At 65.8% G+C, this 20,455-nt stretch carries 11 protein-coding genes; 4 read left to right on the top strand and 7 right to left on the bottom strand.

The features are described 5' to 3' along the window. Positions 1-3,579, top strand: a 3,579-nt coding sequence (locus tag ABFE16_07835; GenBank protein ID MEN6345203.1) for an NEW3 domain-containing protein, incomplete at its 5' end; no start/stop codon positions are given. Positions 3,580-3,647: 68 nt separating this feature from the next. Here ABFE16_07835 and ABFE16_07840 read toward each other — a convergent pair. Continuing rightward, the gene (locus ABFE16_07840) at positions 3,648-3,914 is read right to left on the bottom strand and encodes a hypothetical protein (GenBank protein ID MEN6345204.1); all 267 of its coding nucleotides are present in this window, start codon (positions 3,912-3,914) and stop codon (positions 3,648-3,650) included. A 201-nt stretch (positions 3,915-4,115) separates the two neighbouring features. Between ABFE16_07840 and ABFE16_07845 the strand changes: the two genes are divergently transcribed. Both ABFE16_07845 and ABFE16_07850 read left to right on the top strand, forming a co-directional pair. Beyond that, a complete protein-coding gene (locus ABFE16_07845) occupies positions 4,116-6,923 on the top strand; it encodes a beta-galactosidase (GenBank protein MEN6345205.1) in 2,808 nt (935 codons plus the stop codon). A 139-nt stretch (positions 6,924-7,062) separates the two neighbouring features. Beyond that, positions 7,063-10,140, top strand: coding sequence for a carbohydrate-binding family 9-like protein (locus tag ABFE16_07850; GenBank protein MEN6345206.1), 3,078 nt, complete (start codon positions 7,063-7,065; stop codon positions 10,138-10,140). 129 nt (positions 10,141-10,269) lie between these two features. Here the strand turns inward: ABFE16_07850 and hydG are convergent, their stop codons facing one another. Both hydG and ABFE16_07860 read right to left on the bottom strand, forming a co-directional pair. Continuing rightward, complete coding sequence (gene hydG / locus ABFE16_07855; protein MEN6345207.1) at positions 10,270-11,691, bottom strand: [FeFe] hydrogenase H-cluster radical SAM maturase HydG; 1,422 nt, start codon at positions 11,689-11,691, stop codon at positions 10,270-10,272. 41 nt (positions 11,692-11,732) lie between these two features. Further along, positions 11,733-11,978, bottom strand: coding sequence for a TM1266 family iron-only hydrogenase system putative regulator (locus ABFE16_07860; protein MEN6345208.1), 246 nt, complete (start codon positions 11,976-11,978; stop codon positions 11,733-11,735). A gap of 363 nt (positions 11,979-12,341) precedes the next feature. Here ABFE16_07860 and ABFE16_07865 point away from each other — a divergent pair, with 363 nt between their 5' ends. Further along, positions 12,342-13,166, top strand: a complete 825-nt coding sequence (locus tag ABFE16_07865) for a class II aldolase/adducin family protein (protein MEN6345209.1) — start codon at positions 12,342-12,344, stop codon at positions 13,164-13,166. Positions 13,167-13,241: 75 nt separating this feature from the next. On the opposite strand, the gene ABFE16_07870 is transcribed toward ABFE16_07865, so the two are convergent. The 4 genes from ABFE16_07870 to ABFE16_07885 all read right to left on the bottom strand — a co-directional run bounded on the left by ABFE16_07870 (position 13,242) and on the right by ABFE16_07885 (position 20,427). Beyond that, positions 13,242-14,237, bottom strand: coding sequence for a Gfo/Idh/MocA family oxidoreductase (locus tag ABFE16_07870; GenBank protein ID MEN6345210.1), 996 nt, complete (start codon positions 14,235-14,237; stop codon positions 13,242-13,244). A gap of 80 nt (positions 14,238-14,317) precedes the next feature. After that, positions 14,318-16,624 (bottom strand): hypothetical protein, encoded by a 2,307-nt coding sequence (locus ABFE16_07875; protein ID MEN6345211.1) that lies wholly within the window; start codon positions 16,622-16,624, stop codon positions 14,318-14,320. Positions 16,625-16,727: 103 nt separating this feature from the next. Next, positions 16,728-18,155: a glycosyl hydrolase family 28 protein gene (locus ABFE16_07880; protein ID MEN6345212.1), complete on the bottom strand. Its 1,428-nt coding sequence runs from the start codon at positions 18,153-18,155 to the stop codon at positions 16,728-16,730. Between the two features lie 121 nt (positions 18,156-18,276). Further along, a complete protein-coding gene (locus tag ABFE16_07885; GenBank protein MEN6345213.1) occupies positions 18,277-20,427 on the bottom strand; it encodes a carboxypeptidase regulatory-like domain-containing protein in 2,151 nt (716 codons plus the stop codon). Between the last annotated feature and the right edge of the window lie 28 nt (positions 20,428-20,455).

A 20,455-nucleotide genomic window follows, 5' to 3' on the forward strand; every position in this document is an offset into this window, starting at 1 on the left:
GACCTGCACTACCAGAAGACCGACGGCACCTCCGGCGGCTTCTACGCGAACGACTGGCGACCGAAGCCGGACATCCAGGGCGAGGGCCAGTGCACCTTCACGGTGCCCATCCGTCCGGTGGAGAACCTGGCCACCGTCACACTGATCCTCTTCACCGCGCCGGGAGGTGAGTGGGCCAAACAGACCCGCCTGGTCACCTCCTCTCCTCTGCCGGTCGTTGATACAGACCCCGGCTACACGATCTGGTCGAAGCAGGTGCGCTGGAACAAGAGCTGGATCGCCTTCGACTGGACCAGCCTCCAGAAGCCACTGACCGAAGGCGACAAGCTGCAAGTCACCCTCGAGTACTACCTCGATCCGGCCGACCACTACAAGCAGACGACGCTGAACCTGGAGGCCCTGGGACCCCGTGTGCCCAAGCCGGGAGTGCCGGAGCCGATCAGCTTCGCCAACACCCAGCATCTGTGGTATGGCGCGCAGAAGGCCGTCATCCAGCCTGGACGCGGTAGCCACACCTTCACCCTCACGATCCCCAAGACGCAGCCGCAGAACTCCCTCCTGATGCTGGCGCTCTTCAACGAGTCCCGCGGGAAGCGCTGGCCCTGGGATGTGCGGGCCTCGGTCGGATACCAGCGCAAGGGCGGCTTCTTCGAACTGGAGACGACAAAGCCCGCCAACCTCTTCACCTATGACGAGTCGGTCCGCATCCTGGCCAGGCTCAAGCAGGCGGCCACGCCCGGTACGAGCAGGGTTCTGCGCTACACCGTCCATGACGCAGAGCGCAATCAGGTCGCCAGTGGCGAGGTTCCCTTCACCGTCGAGCGTGAGGGTCAGACCATCCCCGTTGACGTGCAGCTCACCCGGCGCGGCACCTTCCTGTTCCACGCTGAGGTCGACGGCTGGGAGTCCCGCGAGACCACCTTCTGCCGCATCCCCGACGTGATGAAGCTGACCGGTGGTGCGCCCACGCCCTTCGGAATGACGGTGCACTGCGCTCCGTCGCTGGAGCCTCGCACCCGACGCACCTTCGAGGCAGCCCGTCTCCTGGGCCTCACCAACTGCCGCTCCTTCACCGAGTGGACTACGCTTCAGCCCGGCCCGGATACCTACGCCTTCCCCTACTGGGAAAGCTTCTTCAACACGGTCCAGGAGCTTGGGATCGACACCACGCTGTGCATCTACAACCCACCAGCCTGGGTGATGCCGCAAGGCCAGATGATCGGCTACCGCATGTTCGACTGTGACCTGCCGGCCTTCGGCAAGATGGTCAAGACGGTCAGCGAGCGCTACAAGGGCAAGTTCGGCGGCTGGGAGTGGCTCAACGAGATCTGCCCCGGCGGTACGGCGGACTCCGTCGGCGACTATGTCAAGCTTTGCCGCGCGGGAGTCGAGGCGGCTCGCAGTGTAGACCCGAAACTGCGCTCCGTGATGGCCGGTGGACTGTGGCCACGCAACTTCCGCCTCGACGTGCTCAACGCCGGTGCGGGCAAGTACATCGACACGCTGCCGATCCACTACGGGAACGGCAGCGGCATCCAGGAGGCCCGCGACGACCTGACCTCCTTCGGCCTCGATCAGGTCGCCGTCTGGGACAACGAGTCCGCGGGCGAGATGATCCAGTGGGACAAGCCCGGACTTGACGTGGTCTCCGAGACCACCAAGTCGAACTGGGTGCTGAACCAGTGGACCGATGAGCTCTGCGCCGGGGCGCAGAAGCTGATCTACTTCGGCGGCCAGGGGAATGCCATCGGCGACTTCGACTACCTCCTCGCCGACCACTCCCCGCTGCCGGTCGCTGCGACGCTGGCCGTGTTCTCCAGCAAGCTGTGGGACGCCAAGCCCCTCGGCCTGTTCACCTCGGAAGGCAAGGCTGGAGTGTTCCACGTCTTCGAGCACCAGGGCAAGCCGGTGATCGTGGCCTCCACTAACGAACCTGCCGGGGAGGAAGTCGCCCTCGCTGTCGGAACGCCGGAAGTGGTGCTCACCGACCACCAGGGCAACGAGACCCGCATCGCCACTCGCGACGGAGTTGCAGCACTGCCCCTCAAGCCCCTGCGCTGCTTTGTCGAGGGCGCGGATCTGGACGTCGTCAAGGCCTACCTGGCACCGGCGATCCAGGTCCCGAATGCAGGCGGGAAGCGCGAGGTGATCGGCTCACGCCCCACGGTCAGCGTGCTCAGTGGCCAACCTTCGAGCATCCCCGTGCGGCTCTGGAACCCTTACTCGCAGCAGCTTGAGGGCACCTTGACGCTTGACCTCCCGGCGGGCTGGACTGCTCAGCGCGAGCTTGCGTTCTCGGTCGCACCAGGGCAGACGCAGGTCGTGAACTTCCCGGTGACGGTGCCCACGGAGGTGCAGCCCGGAGCCTTCCCACAGCGCCTCACTGTGCGCTATGCCTGGGCCAAGCTGCCCGTGGTGCAAAAGCCGATGGTTCTCTCGGTCTTCAGCCGAGAGAGCGTGGGGAACCTGCTCAAGAACGGGGACTTCGAGGCGGTGGAGGCCGATGGCGTCACTCCGCAGGTCTGGCGGGGCACCAACGCAAGGGCCTTCCCGGCCAAGGACCTTGGCCTCGGTCTCGGACGCAAGGTCCTGCGCTTCGAGAACGCGCCGACCTGGGCGCACCAGTCCCAACAGCTCAAGCTCCAGGGCGGCCTCACCTATCTGTACACAGCCTGGGTCTGGAATCAGGGCATGCAGGGCGGCTCCAACATCAGCCAGACCATGACCGACGGTTCGCGTCGCGACCTGTACGACAAGCAGGTGCTCGACATCGGCGACAGCACGCCCTACTGGCAGGTCTTCACCTGTCGGTACAAGGCTCCGGTCGATCTCGCGACCGTGGGCTTCGTACCGGTGACTCAGGGCTCCGGCTGGGCGGCCTACGACAACCTGCGGGTGACGGTCTTCGAGGGCACCGACTACGCCGCCGAGGCGTGGCGCGTTGCCAAGCCTCCGACGATCGACGGCAAGCTGGACGACTGGGACCTGAAGTGCCCGGTCCCGCTCATCGGTCGCAACCAACTCCAGGTCCACGACGCGGGCTATCAGTGGACGCCGCAGAACCTCAACGGTGTGGCCTATCTGGCCTGGGACACGAAGAACCTGTACCTCGCCGTGCAGGTCCTCGACGACCAGCACCGAACCGCCGGCGAGGGCGAGACCGTCACCGACGGCGACAGCCTGATCCTGGCCTTCGACCCCTCGGCGGGTGGCACGACCGGTTCCCGTGAGGCGGCTGCGTACTATGTCTCTTCGCAGTCACCCACGGGTGGCAGCGGCACCGTCACGCTCTGGCGCTCACGCCAGCACAGCGGAGGGAGACCCTCGGGGCATCTGGCGCGCGACTCCTCGGTGTACGAAATTGTCGTCAAGCCCGGTGACGGAGGCTGCGTCTACGAGATGCGGCTTCCCCTGAGCGAGCTGGGCGGCATCTCCGGCGCCTTCGCCACCAAGCTCGGGGGCTCGATCCAGCTCAACGACAACGACGGGAAGGGCCTCGCGGCGCAGATGAACTGGGGTGGAGGTCTGAGCCCGACCTGGGCGCCAGCCTCCTTCGGACGCATCACCCTGGTGGAGTAGCCGAAGGGCCAGGCGCCAACAGCAAGCGACATCGGCCGGCTGCTCTTGTCACGGGCAGCCGGTCGTTTCTATGCCTCGTCGAAGGACAGCACTGCCACGTCTCCGGGCTTCAGCCGAACCCCTTCTGCGAAGCCCAGGAACCGGTGCTCGTGCCAGCCCGTTCCGCGGCAATTGCAGGGCTCGGAGTGGACGGTGACGCGCAGCTCTTCCTTCCCTACCCGGACCGTCGTTTCCTCACCCGGAGCGGCGACCTTCTGCCAGTGGGTCTTGGGCAAGCAGACACAGAGACCGAAGTCCTCTCTGCAGAGCACCTTCCGTCGGATCGGAGCAGACATGCGCTGTAGCGGCCTCCCCTGAGCTGCCTTCGCAAGTGACTGTCACATCCTCGTTGCTGCGCACTTCGCGCCGGATCGCCGAACACCTCTCCTCCCGGCAGAGGTATCTGGCAACGCGGGCCGGAAGTAGACTCTCGTGCGAACTCGGCCCATGCCACCGCAGCCCAGGCCCTCAGTCGTCGCGCCAAGGGAGTGACCCCGATGACCCGCAGCATCCTGGTGAAGGGCGCCGTGCTCCTTGCGATCCTGCTGACCGCTACCTGCCTGGCCCAGCAACCGACGACGATGGCGGTGCCCAATGCCGGACTCGAGGAGGGTGTTGAGGGGCCGACGGGATGGACAGCCTCGGCCGGTGAGGGCGGAGAAGGGGCCTTCGCCTGGGACACCGAGCACAAGCACTCGGGGAACCGGTCCTACCGCGTCACCAAGCTCGGCAGTGGCGGCCACACACTTCTCTCCGGCCCGATGGTCAGCGTCGAGCCCGGCAAGACTGTTCGCGTCACCGCCTGGGTCTACCCTCTCAAGAACCTCCGCCGCGGCGTCTACTTCATGATCAGCCAGTACCCCACCGGCAAGGATCAGTGGGACCTGCCCAACACCTTCGGCGACACCAGCCAGCCGCTTGTAGCCGGTGAATGGCAGCAACTCTCGGTGCTGGTCCAGGTCAGGCCCGGCAACGACCGCCTGCGCATCCAGTGCGTTCAGGCCTTTGCACCCTCCGACCTGTGCTGGGATGACTTCGCCGTCACCGACGCCGCGGCAATCCCTGAGACTAAGCCGCGCTACGAACCGCCGGTCAAGGAGATGGTCCCAGACCTGGAAGCTGCGAAGGCGGTCGTCGCTCGTCGTGCGCGTGCGCAGGTCCGTGTCGAGCAGATCGCCGGTCGACCGCGGCTGTTCGTCGACGGTAAGGCGACCCCCTGGGCCTGGTATGTGAGCCCCTTCTGGAACCCGCAGGACGCCCAGGTTGGCGACTTCCTGCGGGCCGGAGTCCGCGTGTACCTGGTCCCGCTCGTTCTCGGCTCGGGAGTGTATGGCGAACGCGGCCCCTGGAAGGGTCCCGGGCGCTATGACTTCGCCGAGGTCGATGACCTGCTGTGGCGCATCCTGCGCGTTGACCCCGAGGGCTACGTGGTCTTCTACATGGCCTGCGACCCCTACCGCGACTGGGGCCGAGACAATCCCGATGACGTCACCTGCGACCAGAACGGCCGCAAGGCGATTGTCGACATGCACCCGAAACGCTGGGGTGACGATCCGCAGGGGCGTGAACGCTTCGGGCCGTCGCTGGTCTCCCTGAAGCTGCGGGAAGACGTCTCGGGCTGCCTGCGAGCGTTGGTCAAGCACGTCGAGTCAAGCGAACCGGGGAAGGCCGTGATCGGTTACCACGTAGCGGGGCTGAACGATGGCCAGTGGTTCCAGTGGGCCAGGTACGACCCCGCAGACCTGCACCTCGCCGACTACTGCCCTGGTGCCCAGGCCTCCTTCCGCTCGTGGCTCAGGAATCGCTACCACGGCGACGAGGCCGCCTTCCGCAAGGCCTGGAGGAACCCGAACCTGACCTTCGAGACCGCACGAGTTCCCGCGGGCGACCGCCTCTGGGCCGACGGCGACCTCCTCGACCCGGCAACCCACCAGGATGTGGCCGACCACACGCGCTTCTACAGCGAGGGCGTGGCCGAGAACGTACTGGCCCTTGCGTCGCTCCTGAAGGCGGAGACGCCACGACGCGTCCTCTGCGGCACCTACTACGAGGACATCACCTGCAACTCCGCCAACCATGTCGCCCTGGGACGGCTGCTGGAGGGCGATGCCCTGGACTACCTTGCAGGGCCCGCTGCCTACGGCATCCGCATGGCCGGTTTCCAGGGCGCGGTTCGGTCGGTCTTCGGCTCCACGCTCCTGCACGGCAAGACCTACCTCACCGAGCAGGACTGGCGCTCCTGGCACTCGGTGCCGGACAGTCCCGCCAACAACCTCGCCTGGGGACGCGCCGAGACGGCCGAAATCCACAACGCCATGGTGCGTCGCGAGTGCGGGATGATGCTGGCCTTCGGCACCGGCACCTGGTGGTATGACATGAGCGGCGGCTGGTTCCGCGACGACCAGATCATGGCCGGAATCGCCGAAGCCCTGCGAGCCTTCGGTCGCGACCTCTCCCTCACCGAGCCTCCTCGCGCAGACCTCGCTGTGATCGTCAGTGAGGAGAGCGACAGCTATGTCACGCCCAAGATGGGAGGCGCATACCGCTATGGCGGCGTGCTTCAGCAGATTCAGGAACTCAACACCGCCGGAGTACCGTACCGTCTCTACCTGCAGTCAGACCTGGGGGCCATGAAGCTCCCTGAGCACCGCGCCTACCTGTTCCTGAACCCCTACCTGCTTACGGACACGGAGCGTCGCGCCGTCGAGAGTCTCAAGCGCGACGGCAAGCTGCTCCTCTTCGTCCACGCCCCCGGTGTAGTGGGTGCGGCCGACCCGGCGCAGGCGATCACGACGCTCTCGGGAATCACTGTACGCAGCGCTCCCGAGATCACCACACTGTCTGCCGTAGCCGATAGCGGTGACCACCCGCTTTTGAAGGCGATGAACGGAGACCTGACCTTCTCCGGTGGACTCAAGGGACCGGCCTTCGAGGTCACCGACCCGAAGGCCGTCTCCTTGGGCCACTACCAGGGCACTGCGAAGGTCGCCTGCGCTGCTCGGGACTTCGGCGACTGGAAGGCCGTGTTCGCCGGCTGCCCCGGGCTGAGCGCGAGCTTCCTGCACGCTCTGGCGCAGTGGTCGGGCTGCTGGACGGCCTCGGAGCCGGGCGATGCGGTGTATGCCAACCAGCGCATTCTCACGGTCCACGCGCTCTACCCGGGTGAGAAGGTCCTTCGGCCGCTGGTCCGCTCCAAGGTCACCGACCTGACCTCCGGCCAGGTCCTCAGTGAGTCTGCCACCGAGATTCGCCTGAACCTGCGCCGTGGTGAGACGCGCTGGTTCTGGCTGGACCCGGCGCAGTAGAAAGGGCCGATCGCTGCCGCTTGCCCGAGGAGGACCCCTGGCGCCAAAGGAGAAGTCCGCGCTCTGCCCTGGCGCACACGACTGCGTTCCGAGCCGACGCCCCCAATCACGAGTAGTCTCTGCGAAGGAGTGCTGCCCGATGCGTTACGTACTGCTCGCCGCTGTGCTGGTTCTCTGCCTTCCCTGTTCCTGGTCCCAGACGGAAGCGCCGGTTACCCTCGGCGGCGTAACCTACGACCGAGTAGACCCTGGCGAGCCCTTCACCGAGGCCGCCAAGCCGGTACAGGACTGGGCACCACCTGCTCCCACGGCCACTGAGGCGGCGGCCGGGATGCTCGCCTACGTCGCACCCGATCCCGGGGAGTACCGTCCGTACCGGATCCCCCGGCCACAGGAGCGAACCGATCGGCTGCAGGTGTTCCTCTCCCCTGGTGAGGACGAGCCGGTCACCTTCGCCGTCTACAGTCTCGCCGAGCTCAAGGGCCTGACCATCACCGCGGATCTCAAGAACGCCCCGGTGACGATCGACCTCCGTCAGGAGCACTGCTGGCCGCAGCGCACCGGCTGGCGCTCGCGGCAGTGGTACACCACGCCCGAGTTGCTGTTGCCCTGTGCCGACGGCAAAAAGACGGTTCCCTACCAGCGCGGCGTCCTCAAGGAAGTCCCCTTCGACCTTGCTGCCGGGGAGAGCCAGGGGTTCTGGCTGACCCTCAGTGCTTCGGCAGAGGCCAAGCCGGGACGCTACGAGGCTCTCGTCTCTGTGGCAGCCGCCGGCAAGCCGGCGCTGCGGCTTCCCCTCACGATCGAGGTCCTTCCCATCAAGCTGCAGCGTCCGGCTGACCGCTCCTGGCTGATCTACGCCGACTCTTCCCGCTGGGACCGGATGAGCGAAGACCAGGCGCTGGCCGAACTCAGGGACTTCCGTCGCCACGGGATGGATGGTCTGGTCGAGGGGAACCTGGGCACGCCGGACGTCTCGGAGCTCCGCCAGGGCAAGGTCACTTACGATGCCTCGCGCTATCGCAAGTACACGGAGTTGTGCCGCAAGGCGGGCATGGACGGCCCGCACGTCATCAACTCGGCCGGCCCCAACCTGGTGAAGAGCACTCTGGGAATCACGGCGGACCTGAACAAGGGCCAGTGGCCGCCGGAGGTGACGGCGGGCGTTCAGGCGATCGCGAAGGCCGCCGTGGCAGCCACGGCTGACATCCCTGCGAAGTGGTACTACTACGGCGTCGATGAGCCGACCGGCGACAACACCTACGCGATCCAGGACTACCAGGCCTGGCATGACGGCGGCGCACAGACCTACGCCACCTTCTACGTCCCCAGTTTCCTTGAGAAGGCCAGTGCCTACCTGACCGCCCCCTGCTTCGTCGTCGGCCTCGTCAGCAACGAGAAGAGAGCCCAGGAGGCCCGCGAAGCCTGTGAGAAGACCGGCGCCGAGTTCTGGTGGTACGGGACAGGCTCCTACGTGAACCCCTTCCCGCAGGAGGGTTACCTGTGGCACAACCGCTATGGCGCCGGGCTGCTGTTCTGGAAGACCGGCGCACGGGCCGAGGTGACCTGGACCTTCTGCCGCCCGCACGAGGATGTGTTCAACGACTTCGACGGGAGCCGCGCGAACAGCGGCGAGCCCAAGGAGCAGTGCACGGCGTACCCGCACTTCCTCAAGCCGGAGGACTGGTTCACCTACCAGGGCGCGGTTCCGACCATCGCCTGGGAGGCCCTGCGCGAAGGCGTGGACGACTACCTGTACCTGTACACGCTCACCAGCCTGATCAAGCAGGCCCAGGCCAGCCCGATTGCAGCCGCACAGAAAGCGGCCGAGGAGGCTCAGGCCACGCTGCACGGCCTCGTCGACAGTGTGCCCTGGGCAAACCCCATGGGCCCGGTTGGCTTCGAGACCAAGCGGCTGCAGCAGGTCCGGCGCATGGTTGCGGATCGCATCCTCGGCCTCCAGGCAGCCCTTGCGGGACAGGCCTACAATCCGCCCTCCTTGCGCGGGGAGCAGTTCAGCCTGCGAGTGAAGACCCGTCAGGTGCCGGCGGGCGCCTCGCTGCCGGTGATGTCGGCCGCCTCGACCACCACCGCGCCGACCATCGACGGCAAGCTGGACGATGACTGTTGGCAGAGCGCTGGTGTTGCGGGGAGCTTCGTGGACATCCGCGACGGTGAACCGGCGAAGCTGGCAACCACGGCCCGTCTTCTCGTTGACGACAAGGCCCTCTACGTAGGGTTCGATTGCCCCGAACCGCGCATGGGGGCGGTCGAGGCTAAGGAGAAGCAGCATGACGGAACGGTCTGGCTGGAGGACGAGGTGGAGCTATTCGTCGGCGGGGCTGCCCGCAGGCCCTATGCGCATCTGATCGTGACCACCGCGAACGTGGTCCTCGATGAACGTAACCAGGACATGCAGGCCTGGAATCCGAAGCTTCAGACCGCCGTGCACAAGGGTGCCGACCGCTGGTCGGTGGAGATCGCTATCCCCTGGTCGGAGTTGGCCGCAGCGGGAGTGAACCGCGAACCGATCATGGCCTTCAACTTCGCCCGGGCTCGTCACACCGGCGCCGACCCGCAGACTCACACAGCCTGGTCCTGCACCTACAACGGTCTGCACATACCCGAGCGGTTCGGTCTGGCCCTGATGCAGCCCCAGACGGTGGCCCTGGAGGAGCTCCGGGCACCGGCGGCATGGGGCGCTCAGTCCCTGGGGATCACCCTCCGGAACACCTCGACCGCACCCGCGTCGGCTGAAGTCGCCGTGCGTGGAGCCGGTCGCCAGGTGGCCGGACTTGCGCCGGGTGAGAAGCGCAAGTTCGAGATCCCGGTCAACTTCCACCGCGCCGGGGATCGCCGGCTCAATGTCTCCTGGGGTGTTTGCGGCCAGTCCGCCTCCCATCTGCAGGTCCCGGCAACGATTCCGGAGCCCATGGCAGTGGCTCTGACCGGCGCCCTGGTCAGTCCGGGAGGTGCCGTTGACGCGTCGGTCAGTCTCGGCCTGTCTCCCTGTGAGCGCAAAGTGCACCAGCTCGTCGTCCGCGTGACCGACAGCAGAGGTACCCAGGAGTGCCGACTGCCGGCCTGGCCGGGACTGGCCGTCAACCTCCCTGTGCGCGCCGCCGGTAGCGCCCAGGTGAAGGTGCTCCTGCTCGACAGCACAGGCAAGACGGTGGCGGAGAGCCCGGCCCACCGAGTCATGGTGCTTGCCGACTAACCCCATCCCAGAACTAAAGGTGCGGACTCCGCTCCTGAAGGCCTGGCCTTCGGCGGAGTCCGCACGCATGAAACAGCTTAGGGCTCGTGGTCCTCTCGGGGCCGCGATACCAACTCGGACTGACCAGTACTAGAAGCGGAAATCGCGCTCCCCTGCCCGGATGCGGGTCAGGTACTCCCTCGCCTTGATCCGCCGCTGCTCGTTCGGGATGCTCTTGAGCTCGCGCTCGATGGCCTCGGCGCCGATGGTGCGTAACTCCTCGTCCGCGTAGTCCTCGAGGTACTCCTGGAAGGTGAGGATCGCGTTTGCCTGACACACGTTGCCGATCTGCCCCGCCTTCGCGAGCTTCATGAAGCGGTCGCCGGTGCGCCCCTCACGGTAGCAGGCGGTGCAGTAGCTTGGGATGTAGCCCTCGCGGACCAGGCCTTTCAGCACCTCGTCCGGTGAGCGGTGATCCTCCGGCTCGAACTGCGGCGCACTTCCCTCTAAGCCAAGCTTACCCACGTGCGCATAGCCGCCGACGCCGGTGCAGGACCCGGCGCTGACCTGCGAGATGCCGACGGCAACGACCTCCTCGCGGTAACCCTGGGGCTCGCGAGTCGAGAGGATCATGCCGGTGTAGGGCACGGCCAGACGCAGCACAGCGACGAGCTTCTTGAAGTCGGGGTCCGACACGAGATGCGGGAACCTCGCGGCGTCGATCCCCTCGGCCGAGCGGATGCGTGGGACAGAGAGTGTGTGCGGGCCGACGCCATGCACGGCCTCCATGTGTTCGGCGTGCATGAGCATCGCGACCGTCTCATAGCGCCAGTCGTACAGGCCGTAGAGGACGCCGAAGCCCACGTCATCGATGCCGCCTTCCATCGCGCGGTCATGCGCCTCCGTGTGCCAGGCGTAGTCGCGCTTCGGACCGGAGGGATGTACCTCGGCATAGGTGGGCTGGTGATAGGTCTCCTGGAACAGGATGTAGGTGCCGATGCCCGCATCCTTCAGCCGCCGGTAGTTCTCTACCGTCGTGGCAGCGATGTTCACGTTCACGCGGCGGATGGCGCCGTTGTCGAACTTGAGCGAGTAGATGGTCTTGATGCACTCGAGCACGTACTCGATCGGGCAGTTGACGGGGTCCTCGCCGGTCTCGAGCGCGAGACGCTTGTGCCCCATCCGCTCCAGCTCACGCACCTCCTCGGCGAGTTCCTCCTGCGTGAGCTTGTGCCGGGTGATGCAGTGGTCATGGTTGTAGCCGCAGTAGCTGCAGCGGTTGACGCAGTAGTCCGACATGTACAGCGGCGCGAACAAGACGATGCGTCGCCCGTAGATGTGCTCTTTGATCTTGCGAGCCAGCTTGTACACGGCCTCGAGGGTGTCCGGGGCCTCGACCTGCATGAGCACAGCCGCCTCGCGGTGTGTGAGACCATGGAAGTCGGCGGCCTTGTCGAGGATTGCCTGGACGCGTGCCGGGTCAGCGGCCTCTGTCTTGGCCTGAGCCAGCGACGCCTCGATCTCCTCATGGTCGATGAACTCTGCAGCTTTGGACGATTTCGGATCGTACATGGTGCTGCTCCTCTCTGTGCCGGTCACGGCGTCGATAGCGCCTACTCCTTGGTGAGCGCCGTCTTGACGGCAACATGACGAAGGCGACCCAGCCGGCCCGTCAGCGCGCTGATCTCGTCGGTCTCTCCGTCCACGATGATGGAGATGACCGAGACGCCACGCTCGCGGTACGGGACCCCCATGCGGCCGATCACGAGAGGTGCATACTCGTGCAGGACCGCATTCACTTCCTCTGCGGCGGAAAGGTCTTCCACCACAATGCCGACAACACCCAGGCGCTTGCCCATTGCTAGCCCCCTGGAAAACAAAACACCCTCTCGCGTACGCAAGAGGGTGTAGTGAAAACACCGGTCCTAGGCCCACGCAAAGCGCGCCTTCCCGCTTGGGTGATAAGCCGCACGGTCAGGTCTCGATTCGTACCGACAGGGGAATCAATCCCCCTGCCCGTATAACCAAGTTTAGCGTTTCGAGCCGGCCTCGTCAACGGGAAGGGCAATCGGCTTTTGCACACAGGCAGCAAACAGAGGACCGTGTGCTACAATGGCAGACTGTCTACCACAGAACCCACGGGGAAGCAGCTCCGTCGCCGACGAGGCTTGCGGAAGACCGCGGCTTTCCCTGACTGCTTGCTGCTGCTCAAGGAGGACACCATGCCCCTGACACCACCCTATCCGCCGCTCTCCGATTTCCTCGCCGCCATCGGCGAAGCCGGACGTCGACTGTCCGAGATCTCTGCCAGTGAGGGCGCTGCCGGCAACATCTCCGCCTACTTCGGTTGGGACGTCCCCGTCGCCGAGATCTTCCCTCAGACCGAGCCCTTCGAGCTGACCAAGGCTGCCCCGGAGCTCCGCGGCGGCACGATCATCGTCACCGGCTCCGGGCGACGCTTGCGTGAAGTGTTCCAGGCTCCCGAGGCCAACCTGGCCGCCGTCAGGATCTCCGACGACGGCTCCTCGGCAGTCATGTACACCTCGCCGAAGAGGCTGTTCGAGCGCGTGACCAGTGAGTTCAACTCGCACCTCGCCGTCCACTGCGACCAGGTCGGACGCGAGCGCACTGCCTTCCACACCCTTGTTCACGCCCAGCCCCTGCACCTCACCTATCTGAGCCACATCACGCGCTACCAGGACGACGCATACCTGAACCAGCACATCCTGCGCTGGGAGCCCGAGGGGATCTGCCAACTCCCGGCCGGCGTCGGCTTCCTGCCCTTCGCGGTACCAGGCTCCGACGAACTCATGCGGGCCAACATCGCGAAGCTGCGCTCACACCGCATCGTCCTGTGGGCGAAGCATGGCGTGATGGCACGCTCCGACATGTCCGTCAAGAAGGCCTGCGACCTGATCGAGTACGCCGAAACCGGGGCACAGTACGAGTACCTCAACCTGTGCAACCACGGACTGGCCGAGGGTCTCTCGCGCGAGGAGATCCTGCGGGTGTGCGCGGCCTTCGGAGTGGAACAGAGCATCTTCTGAGATGGATCGAGGTGTTGCCGATACGCCCGGCAGGTCTGCCGGGCGTATCGGTGATGAGGTCAACAGCAACTGGCGCTAGAGGTCGACCCGCTCGTGGCTCTGACCCGCCTTGAGCACCGCGAGGGCAATCTCAAGGGCCTTCAGCGCACGGTCGCCGTCGGCGAAGGGCTCGGTCCCCGTCTGGACGCACTCGATGAAACGCACCATCTGACGGTCGAACCAGTCCTGCCCGGTCGTCGGCTCGTAGGGCACGGCTTCCTCTTCGTTGTTCTCGTTGATGATGAACAGGTTCCCGCTTTCGCCGGCCTTCGGGAAACGAAGCGCTCCGCCCGGTCCGATCACATCTGCCGCGGCGGGCGAGTTGCAGTTCGGCGCCGGCAATCCCCAGGACCAACTCCGCACGAGCTCGTCGCCAGACCTGAAGTGGATGATAGCGCTCCCGGTGTCCAGCGCAGTCGAGTGCTCGCTGAACCGCATGAGGCTGCCCATCACCCACTCAGCCTCGCCGAAGATCAAGCGGGCGAAGTCGTAGTCGTGGACGCAACCATCCAGGAAGGGGCCGCCGCCCTTCACCCCATCGACAAACCACCGCAGCGGCGGGACGCGGATCCCAACAAGGTTCCGCCAGAGCACCGGCCGTCCGAGGCGTCCCTCGGAGATGATCTCGCGAAGCTTCTGCCACTCCGTCGAGTAGTGGCGCACGAAGCCGATCATGAAGCGTACCCCGGCGGCCTTGCAGGCCTCGGTCATCCGCAGGCCGTCCTCCATCGTCATCGCCAGGGGCTTCTCGCACAGAACGTGCTTGCCTGCTGCGGCTGCAGCGCAGACGACCTCGGCGTGCAGGAAAGTCGGCACGCAGACGACAACGGCCTCCACCTCGGGCACAGCCAGCAACTGATGGTAGTCCGTCACCCACTGCGCCGCCCCGTGCTTCTCGGCTTTGCTCTGCGCTGCCTCCGGGTTGACATCGGCCACGCATACGATCTTCACCTCCGGCAGCTTCGCGAGAGCCTGGAAATGGTTCTCGCTGATCCGACCACAACCGATGACGCCGATTCCTACCTGGCTCATACGACTCCTCCTGCTTGGGTCTCCTCCCCGGCAGAGGCGTGGTACCATGGCCTGCCGAGGTCCTGGTATGACAGCAATCGCTATCTGAGCACTACTGCGGCAACCTCGCCGGGCGGCAAGGTCAGTACGGACTTGCCCTGCTCAACCGTCAGGGCCGGGCCGAAGAGCGACTGTGCCTTCGGCGCCTCGATCTTCCGGGCGCTGGTCTCGTCGTAGTTCACGAGGAGTACCAGACGACCCTGAGGCGATTGCCACGCCCACTGACGCAGGCTGCCGTTTCCCGTGTTGACCGGCGAGACCTCCAACACTTCGTCCCCGACCTTCACCTTGCGAGCGCCTTCGGGTGCGATGTCGAGTGACAGACCTTCGCATCGCGTGCCGCTCTGCACGAAGGGCTCCATCAGCGCAATCTCCTGCAGGCTCCGGCGCAGGGCGTTCAGGTACTCACCATCCAGCGACTCGATCCCTACCCACAGGACCGCGCCTTTGCCGCCACTCGCAGCGGTCACTAACAGGTTGGTCCGCAGCTCCTGAGCCGAAGGGAAGGTGCCGGGAACGGCCAGGTCGGAGGCGAGGACGAAGGGGATCACGGCCGCCTTCGTGTTCTCGCAGGTCGAGCGAACGTCGTCAGCATACCGCAGGCCGACCTCATAGATCATCGGCGCATGGAAGGCAACGTCGGGCTCGAACTGCCGGATGTCCATCCCGCGTCGCGCGGTCCAGTCGGTATAGGCCGGCCCGCACAGGCCAACCTGCACCGTGGGGTTCGCCGCATGGATCGCCGCGCAGTGGTTCTTGACGATCTGCCCGTTCTGCCCGGCTCGGAAGCGTCCCCAGGCGTCGTCAGGCAGTTGCTGGATCTCCAGGGGCGAGAGCGCCATCACCCGCTCCAGCGGAATCTTGGCTGCCGCAGCAAAAGCCCTGCGACACCGCTCGCAGAAGCAGCAGTTGAACACCGGCGGCTCGAAGTTGATGATGAGGCGCGTCGACTCCTTGTAGAGCTTGCTGCGGTAGGCAGCGCAGAGGTTCGACCACCAGGGCTCGAGGCGCTCAGCCTGGGCCTGCGGGCACATCAGGCCGGTCCGGCCGCCGGGCTTGTCGTAGACCAGTGGGAAGCCCGTGCCACCCGACTGATTGTAGCCGTCCCACAGCCAGTCCCAGGTGTGGAAGCCCTTGCGCTCCAGCTCCAGGTCGATGGGGTGGCAGTCCGGCTGGTGGCTACTCAGGGCCAGACCGCCCTCGATGCCCGCGTAGGCCAGGTAGTCCAGGACTGCCTGCCGCTGCTGTTCGGTGGGCACGCGCAGGGCGTCCGTGTGCTGAGCGTAGAGCGGGAAGGAGGACACGCGGGCGGCCTGCCCCTCGGACCGCGGTTCGAGTTGCGCCGGAATCTCATGCATCGGTCCGAGCTTGCTTGCGCACTCCGTCTGCCAGCGCCAGGTGAAGGTCCTTGGGCAGCCGGGACCGGGCTCCACATAGATGAAGTGGTAGGCGGTCCACTCGGGGCCGTTCGGCTTCAGCCGTGCCGTGAGCTGTTCGGCGCGAAGCGGCAGACGCCAGCGCAAGGCCTCCTGTCCGTCACGGGTGACCCTCTCGGGCTTGATCTCAGCCGCCTGCGGAATCGTCTCGCGACTGCAGACCACCAGCCCTTGCACCGTCATCTGGGGCGGAGTCTCGACGATCAGGTAGGGCTCGCGGACCTCCTCCTTGCGGCCGAAGAAGAACAGGGCGACCGGGTTCACGCCGGTGGGCTGAAGGTGGAGGGTGTTGTCCGGACGCCGCTGCGCGGGGTACCACATCACCTGCAGCGGCGACCCGTCATCGGGCGGAGTAGGACGCTGTCTCTGGAAGGCCTCGGTCACTGCCTCGGGCCCGACTTCCTCCAGGGACAGGTCATCAAACCAGGCGTAGCCCGGAGCTTCCCACAGCTTGCACTGCAGGCGGCCCCAGCTCGCATCGGCATGGGTCTGGAAGGTGATCGTGTAGGTCTGCCAGTCCTGCGTGCCGCTCAGGTAGGGCGAGACGTGCCAGGAAGCCGGTGCCTCGACCCCGTTCTCGTACAGGATCACGTAAGCCCGTCCGCCGGGCTGGATCTTCGCACGCAGGAGCTTGAAGTGCAGCCGGTAGTTCGTCGAAGGCTTGATAGCGAGTCGCTGTGCGTAGGTCCAGGTCGCGCGGCCGCCCGCCTCTTTCACTTCCAGTCGGATCGAGTGTCCGCCGGCTGGTTCAGAAGCGTCCCAGGTACCACTGACCGCGCCTCGGGTAGCGCCGAAGCTCCAGCCGACCGGCCGGCCATCCCTGCCCTGCTCAAACCCCTCCTGCCAGACTGTTTGAGCTGCGGCCAAGGGCAAGGTGCAAAGAAAGCCTAGTATGCTGAGCTTGCGCCACATGACATATGACCCCCTGGAGTCGGTAGCGGCGATGCCGCCGCCTACTCCAGGGGAGTTCACGATTGAGGCTCCGAAGACCTCCAGACCGGCGTGCCGGTGCCGACTACTCGCTCTGCGTTCCAGGGACCGGTCGCACCCGCAGGTCCGAGACTCGTGTGCAGTGAACGACCTCGTTGTCCGGCGCAGTCGGTGGCGCTGTGGCCTCCAGGTCTGCGATCACCACGTTCTGACTGTCCTCGATCATCACCGCGTGCTGCCAGCCGCCGCCAACCTCCTCCCACTCGACCTCCATACCCGATACCCGCAGGTGCTCCGCATGACGCACGAAGAGCCCCGCTGGAACGCCGCCGCCACCATGAACCGGCGGCGTCTTCTGGGCATACTCCGCGTCGACGGCGGAACCTGTCAGCCGCAGGTGAACATCGTGCAAGCGAACGCCGGACAGCGGCAGCCCCGGATTCCCGGCGAAGTACATGCCCTCGCGACCGAGCGCGCGCATATGCGAGAAGGACACATTGCGGATTGCTGCGGGAAGCTTCGCGGTGCGTCCCAGAGCTAGCTTGATCAGGTTCACGCTGTCCATCAGCACGTTCTCGAAGTGGAGGTTCTCAAGCGTCGTGCCATGGGCCGAGCGCTCCGAGTAGGCGCAGATGAGGTTGATGCCGGTGCGGGACTCTTTGATGATGAGGTTCGAGAGCAGGCAGTCGCGCACGATCCCATCGCCAACTCCGACCCGCACAGCATTGCAGGGCGTGCTGAGTACGCAGTTGCTCACAGTGACCTGCTCGCAGGGCTGAGCGTTCTCGCCCAGGAGCGCGCTGTGGCCTCGCAGCGTAATCGAGTCATCGCCTGAGCAGATGATGCAGTCACTGATGGTCACGTCGCGGCAGCAGTCGATGTCGATGCCGTCGCCGTTGGCCGTCTGGGGCGGATTGGTGATGCGCAGGCCGCGGACCTGCACCTTCTCGCACCCGAGCAGGAACAGCGTCCAGTAGGGCGAGTCGACCAGGGAGACGTCTCGGACGGAGACCTTGGTGCAGCGGCAGAAGTAGACCATCATCCCCGGGCGCCACTCGCCGATCGGGAAGTTGCGGGTCTTGCTCCGGTAGGTGGTGGTGACTTCCTCCGGCGGAAGCGGCTCGAAGAAGGCGGAGCTGTTGCCATCGATCGTACCTTCACCCGTGATGGCCACGTCCTCGGCCTGGTAGGCAAGGATCAGATGCGCGCCGGTCACGTTCTCAACGGTGAAGACCGGGTTCTCCGGGAAGACGTCGTCGGCGTTGTAGTCCTCGCGCCTGGGACTGCCGAGAAGTGTCGCTCCGGCTGAGAGGTGCAAGGTGACATGGCTCTTGAGGTAGAGGGTTCCGGTGAGGTAGGTGCCCGCCGGAACGAGCACGGTCCCTCCACCGGCCTCGTGGCAGCAGTCGATGGCCTGCTGCAGGGCAGCAGTGTCGAGGGTCACACCGTCACCGGTCGCGCCGAAACGCCGGAGGTCATAGAAGCAAGCGAAGTCGGAGTCAGAGCACTTCATGTGAGCGGTCTCTCTTTCCGTGGTGGCCTTCGACCTGCCACCAGAGGAGTAGGCACAAGGGCACGGAGCCCACGGTTCGCCGTGGCGGTCCTCTTCACCTCACGGTCTGGGACGCGGCGAGCTACTGCCTCCAGCTTGGCATATGGCTGAGGCCATCGTCGGTCAGTCGCACGACGCGGCCCGAGGACAACCCGACGGCGAAGAGATTGCCGCACCGTGGCGGGCACCATTCCTTGCTGTAGTAGGAGTTCACGCCGGGGCGCAGCTCGCGGCCGACGCTGCAGAAGACCAGGTAGCGGCCATCAGGGGAGAAGTCCAGGTCGGTGAGGTACGAGTCCGCTTCGGGGAAGCTGGTGATGGTTCGGATCTGCCGCGTCTGCAGATCATAGAGGGTGATCTGCCCCCATTTGGAGCCTGAGAAGGACATATTGAGCGCGGCAGCGCCGACCTCCAGAAGTCGGGCGGCAAGGTCTCCCCCACCTTGTGCTGCGGCGGCCGGTTGGTGCTGCTCGGGCCTTCCGAAGGCCACAAAGGCGACGTACCGGCCGTCAGGCGAAAGGGCCAGACCGCCGGAGCGCTCGGCCAGTACAGGCAGAAGGTCCATCGGCGACTGTCCCGAGGCCAGGTTCTGCACGGCGATTCTCGCGTTGCCCTGGAAGGCGAAGGGGCCGTCGGTCCCCGCCTGCTCCGCCTGGAAGGGCCACCCTTTGAAGAGAACCTTGTTCCCCTCCGGCGTCGGCGTGGGATACATGCCATCGCTGAACAACACCGGCCCGAGCGTGGTCATGCCGCGGCCGTCGGCGCCGATGCTGCAGAGCTGTGACCGCCACAACTCGATCATGACGCCGCCCTTCCACTCACTCACCGGCAGCCACGGGTTGCGCTTCTCAGGCTCAGTGTAGCCCCGTGTGCGAATCCACTCGGGATCGTTGAGCACCATGAGTTGCGGATTGCCGGAGCGCGCCACGTAGGAGGAGCGACGCGTGAAGAGCAGTTGCTTGCCGTCGGGAGTCCAGGCGGGCTCCGTGAGGCAAGTGCGTGACAGGTAAGTGCCGGGCGTGTTCACCAGGCGCACGACGCCCAGATCGTTGACTCTGCCAGCCTCAAGCTTCGGCCACAGGAGCAGACTTGGGTTCTCTCCGTCAGGCCCCCAGGTTTCCTTCATGGTGGGAGCCCACAGACGCACCCAGTTCTCACCCGGCCGCACCCCCTCAAGACGGAAGCGACCGTTGCGATCCGTTTTCGTAGTCGCGCGAGTGCCACCGGCGGAGACCGTCACGCCCTCCAGGTCGACGCCGCGTATGCCGAAGTCTACCTTCCCCGTGATGGTCGCGGTCGGGCCACCGACGTCCAGCTGCTGGTCCTCCGGCCGGAGCGTGATCTGGCGCAGGTCGGAGCCGTCGGCAGCGATGGTGAAGAGGTTGACCGGGTACGCACTGTGCTCGGCCCCGAGGTTCGAGGCGAAGGCGATGCGGGTGCGGTCGGGCGACCAGGCCGGGTACTCCACGAAGATCGGCTCGGCGCCGGTCGCCTGCTCCCTGAGGTGTGTGAGCTGTCGAGTTTGCCCACTGCCGGGGTCGAGCAGCCACAGTTCTGAGCCGTTCGGCTTGCGGTTGAGGTCACCCGGCGGGGCGTTTGAGGGGTTCTCGCGCACGAAGACGATGCCTGCTTCACGGGCTGTCGTGGCCACGGTTGCGGCGTTCTCGGTGAGGGTGACGCTGTCGCGCATACGCGCCAGATCGGCAGGCATCTCGCCTGTGGGCCACACGAAGGCTGCCACGGTGACCCACCTGGGTGTGAAGGCGATCAGGACTTGCGTCTGGCCCTTCCCGGCCTCCGTGACCACACTGCCACGGCTTGAGCGTGCCCGTCCGCCGGCCCAGTCGACGGTCTGCGAAGTCGTCCAGGTGGCACCCGGCGCGTTGGCCTGCGCTGGCGCGAAGACTTCGTCGCGCAGCATGTCGCCGACCGGATCCAGCCTGGCCGGGTCGTAGATCTCCGGATGAGTGTTCGGCATCAAGATCAGGAGGAGACCGGTATCGGCGTCATCGGTGACCTTCTGGATCGCCTTCTGAGACACAACGAGAAGGTAGCGATCAGGTGACGAGTCATCGGTGCGGAGAGTCCACGCGCCGGGGTACTTGAGCTCAAAGCGGCCCGCGGGGTCCTTGTAGGCGGTCCAGTCCTGGCCCCAGGCGGGCAGTCCCCCGAGCAGGCAACCAACCACCACGACTGCGATGCTATCCAGAACGCGCTTCAGGGCTGGGCTCATCTTCATCCTCCCGGCTATTCGGCGGACT

It is taken from the genome of Armatimonadia bacterium, assembly GCA_039679385.1.
Classification (GTDB): Bacteria; Armatimonadota; Zipacnadia; order Zipacnadales; family JABUFB01; genus JAJFTQ01.

What these genes read in the sequence shown, in the direction of transcription:
- ABFE16_07840 (MEN6345204.1), bottom strand. Translation starts at nt 3,914, where the DNA reads ATGTCTGCTCCGATCCGACGGAAGGTGCTCTGCAGAGAGGACTTCGGT.
- ABFE16_07845 (MEN6345205.1), top strand. Translation starts at nt 4,116, where the DNA reads ATGACCCGCAGCATCCTGGTGAAGGGCGCCGTGCTCCTTGCGATCCTG.
- ABFE16_07850 (MEN6345206.1), top strand. Translation starts at nt 7,063, where the DNA reads ATGCGTTACGTACTGCTCGCCGCTGTGCTGGTTCTCTGCCTTCCCTGT.
- hydG (MEN6345207.1), bottom strand. Translation starts at nt 11,691, where the DNA reads ATGTACGATCCGAAATCGTCCAAAGCTGCAGAGTTCATCGACCATGAG.
- ABFE16_07860 (MEN6345208.1), bottom strand. Translation starts at nt 11,978, where the DNA reads ATGGGCAAGCGCCTGGGTGTTGTCGGCATTGTGGTGGAAGACCTTTCC.
- ABFE16_07865 (MEN6345209.1), top strand. Translation starts at nt 12,342, where the DNA reads ATGCCCCTGACACCACCCTATCCGCCGCTCTCCGATTTCCTCGCCGCC.
- ABFE16_07870 (MEN6345210.1), bottom strand. Translation starts at nt 14,237, where the DNA reads ATGAGCCAGGTAGGAATCGGCGTCATCGGTTGTGGTCGGATCAGCGAG.
- ABFE16_07875 (MEN6345211.1), bottom strand. Translation starts at nt 16,624, where the DNA reads ATGTGGCGCAAGCTCAGCATACTAGGCTTTCTTTGCACCTTGCCCTTG.
- ABFE16_07880 (MEN6345212.1), bottom strand. Translation starts at nt 18,155, where the DNA reads ATGAAGTGCTCTGACTCCGACTTCGCTTGCTTCTATGACCTCCGGCGT.
- ABFE16_07885 (MEN6345213.1), bottom strand. Translation starts at nt 20,427, where the DNA reads ATGAGCCCAGCCCTGAAGCGCGTTCTGGATAGCATCGCAGTCGTGGTG.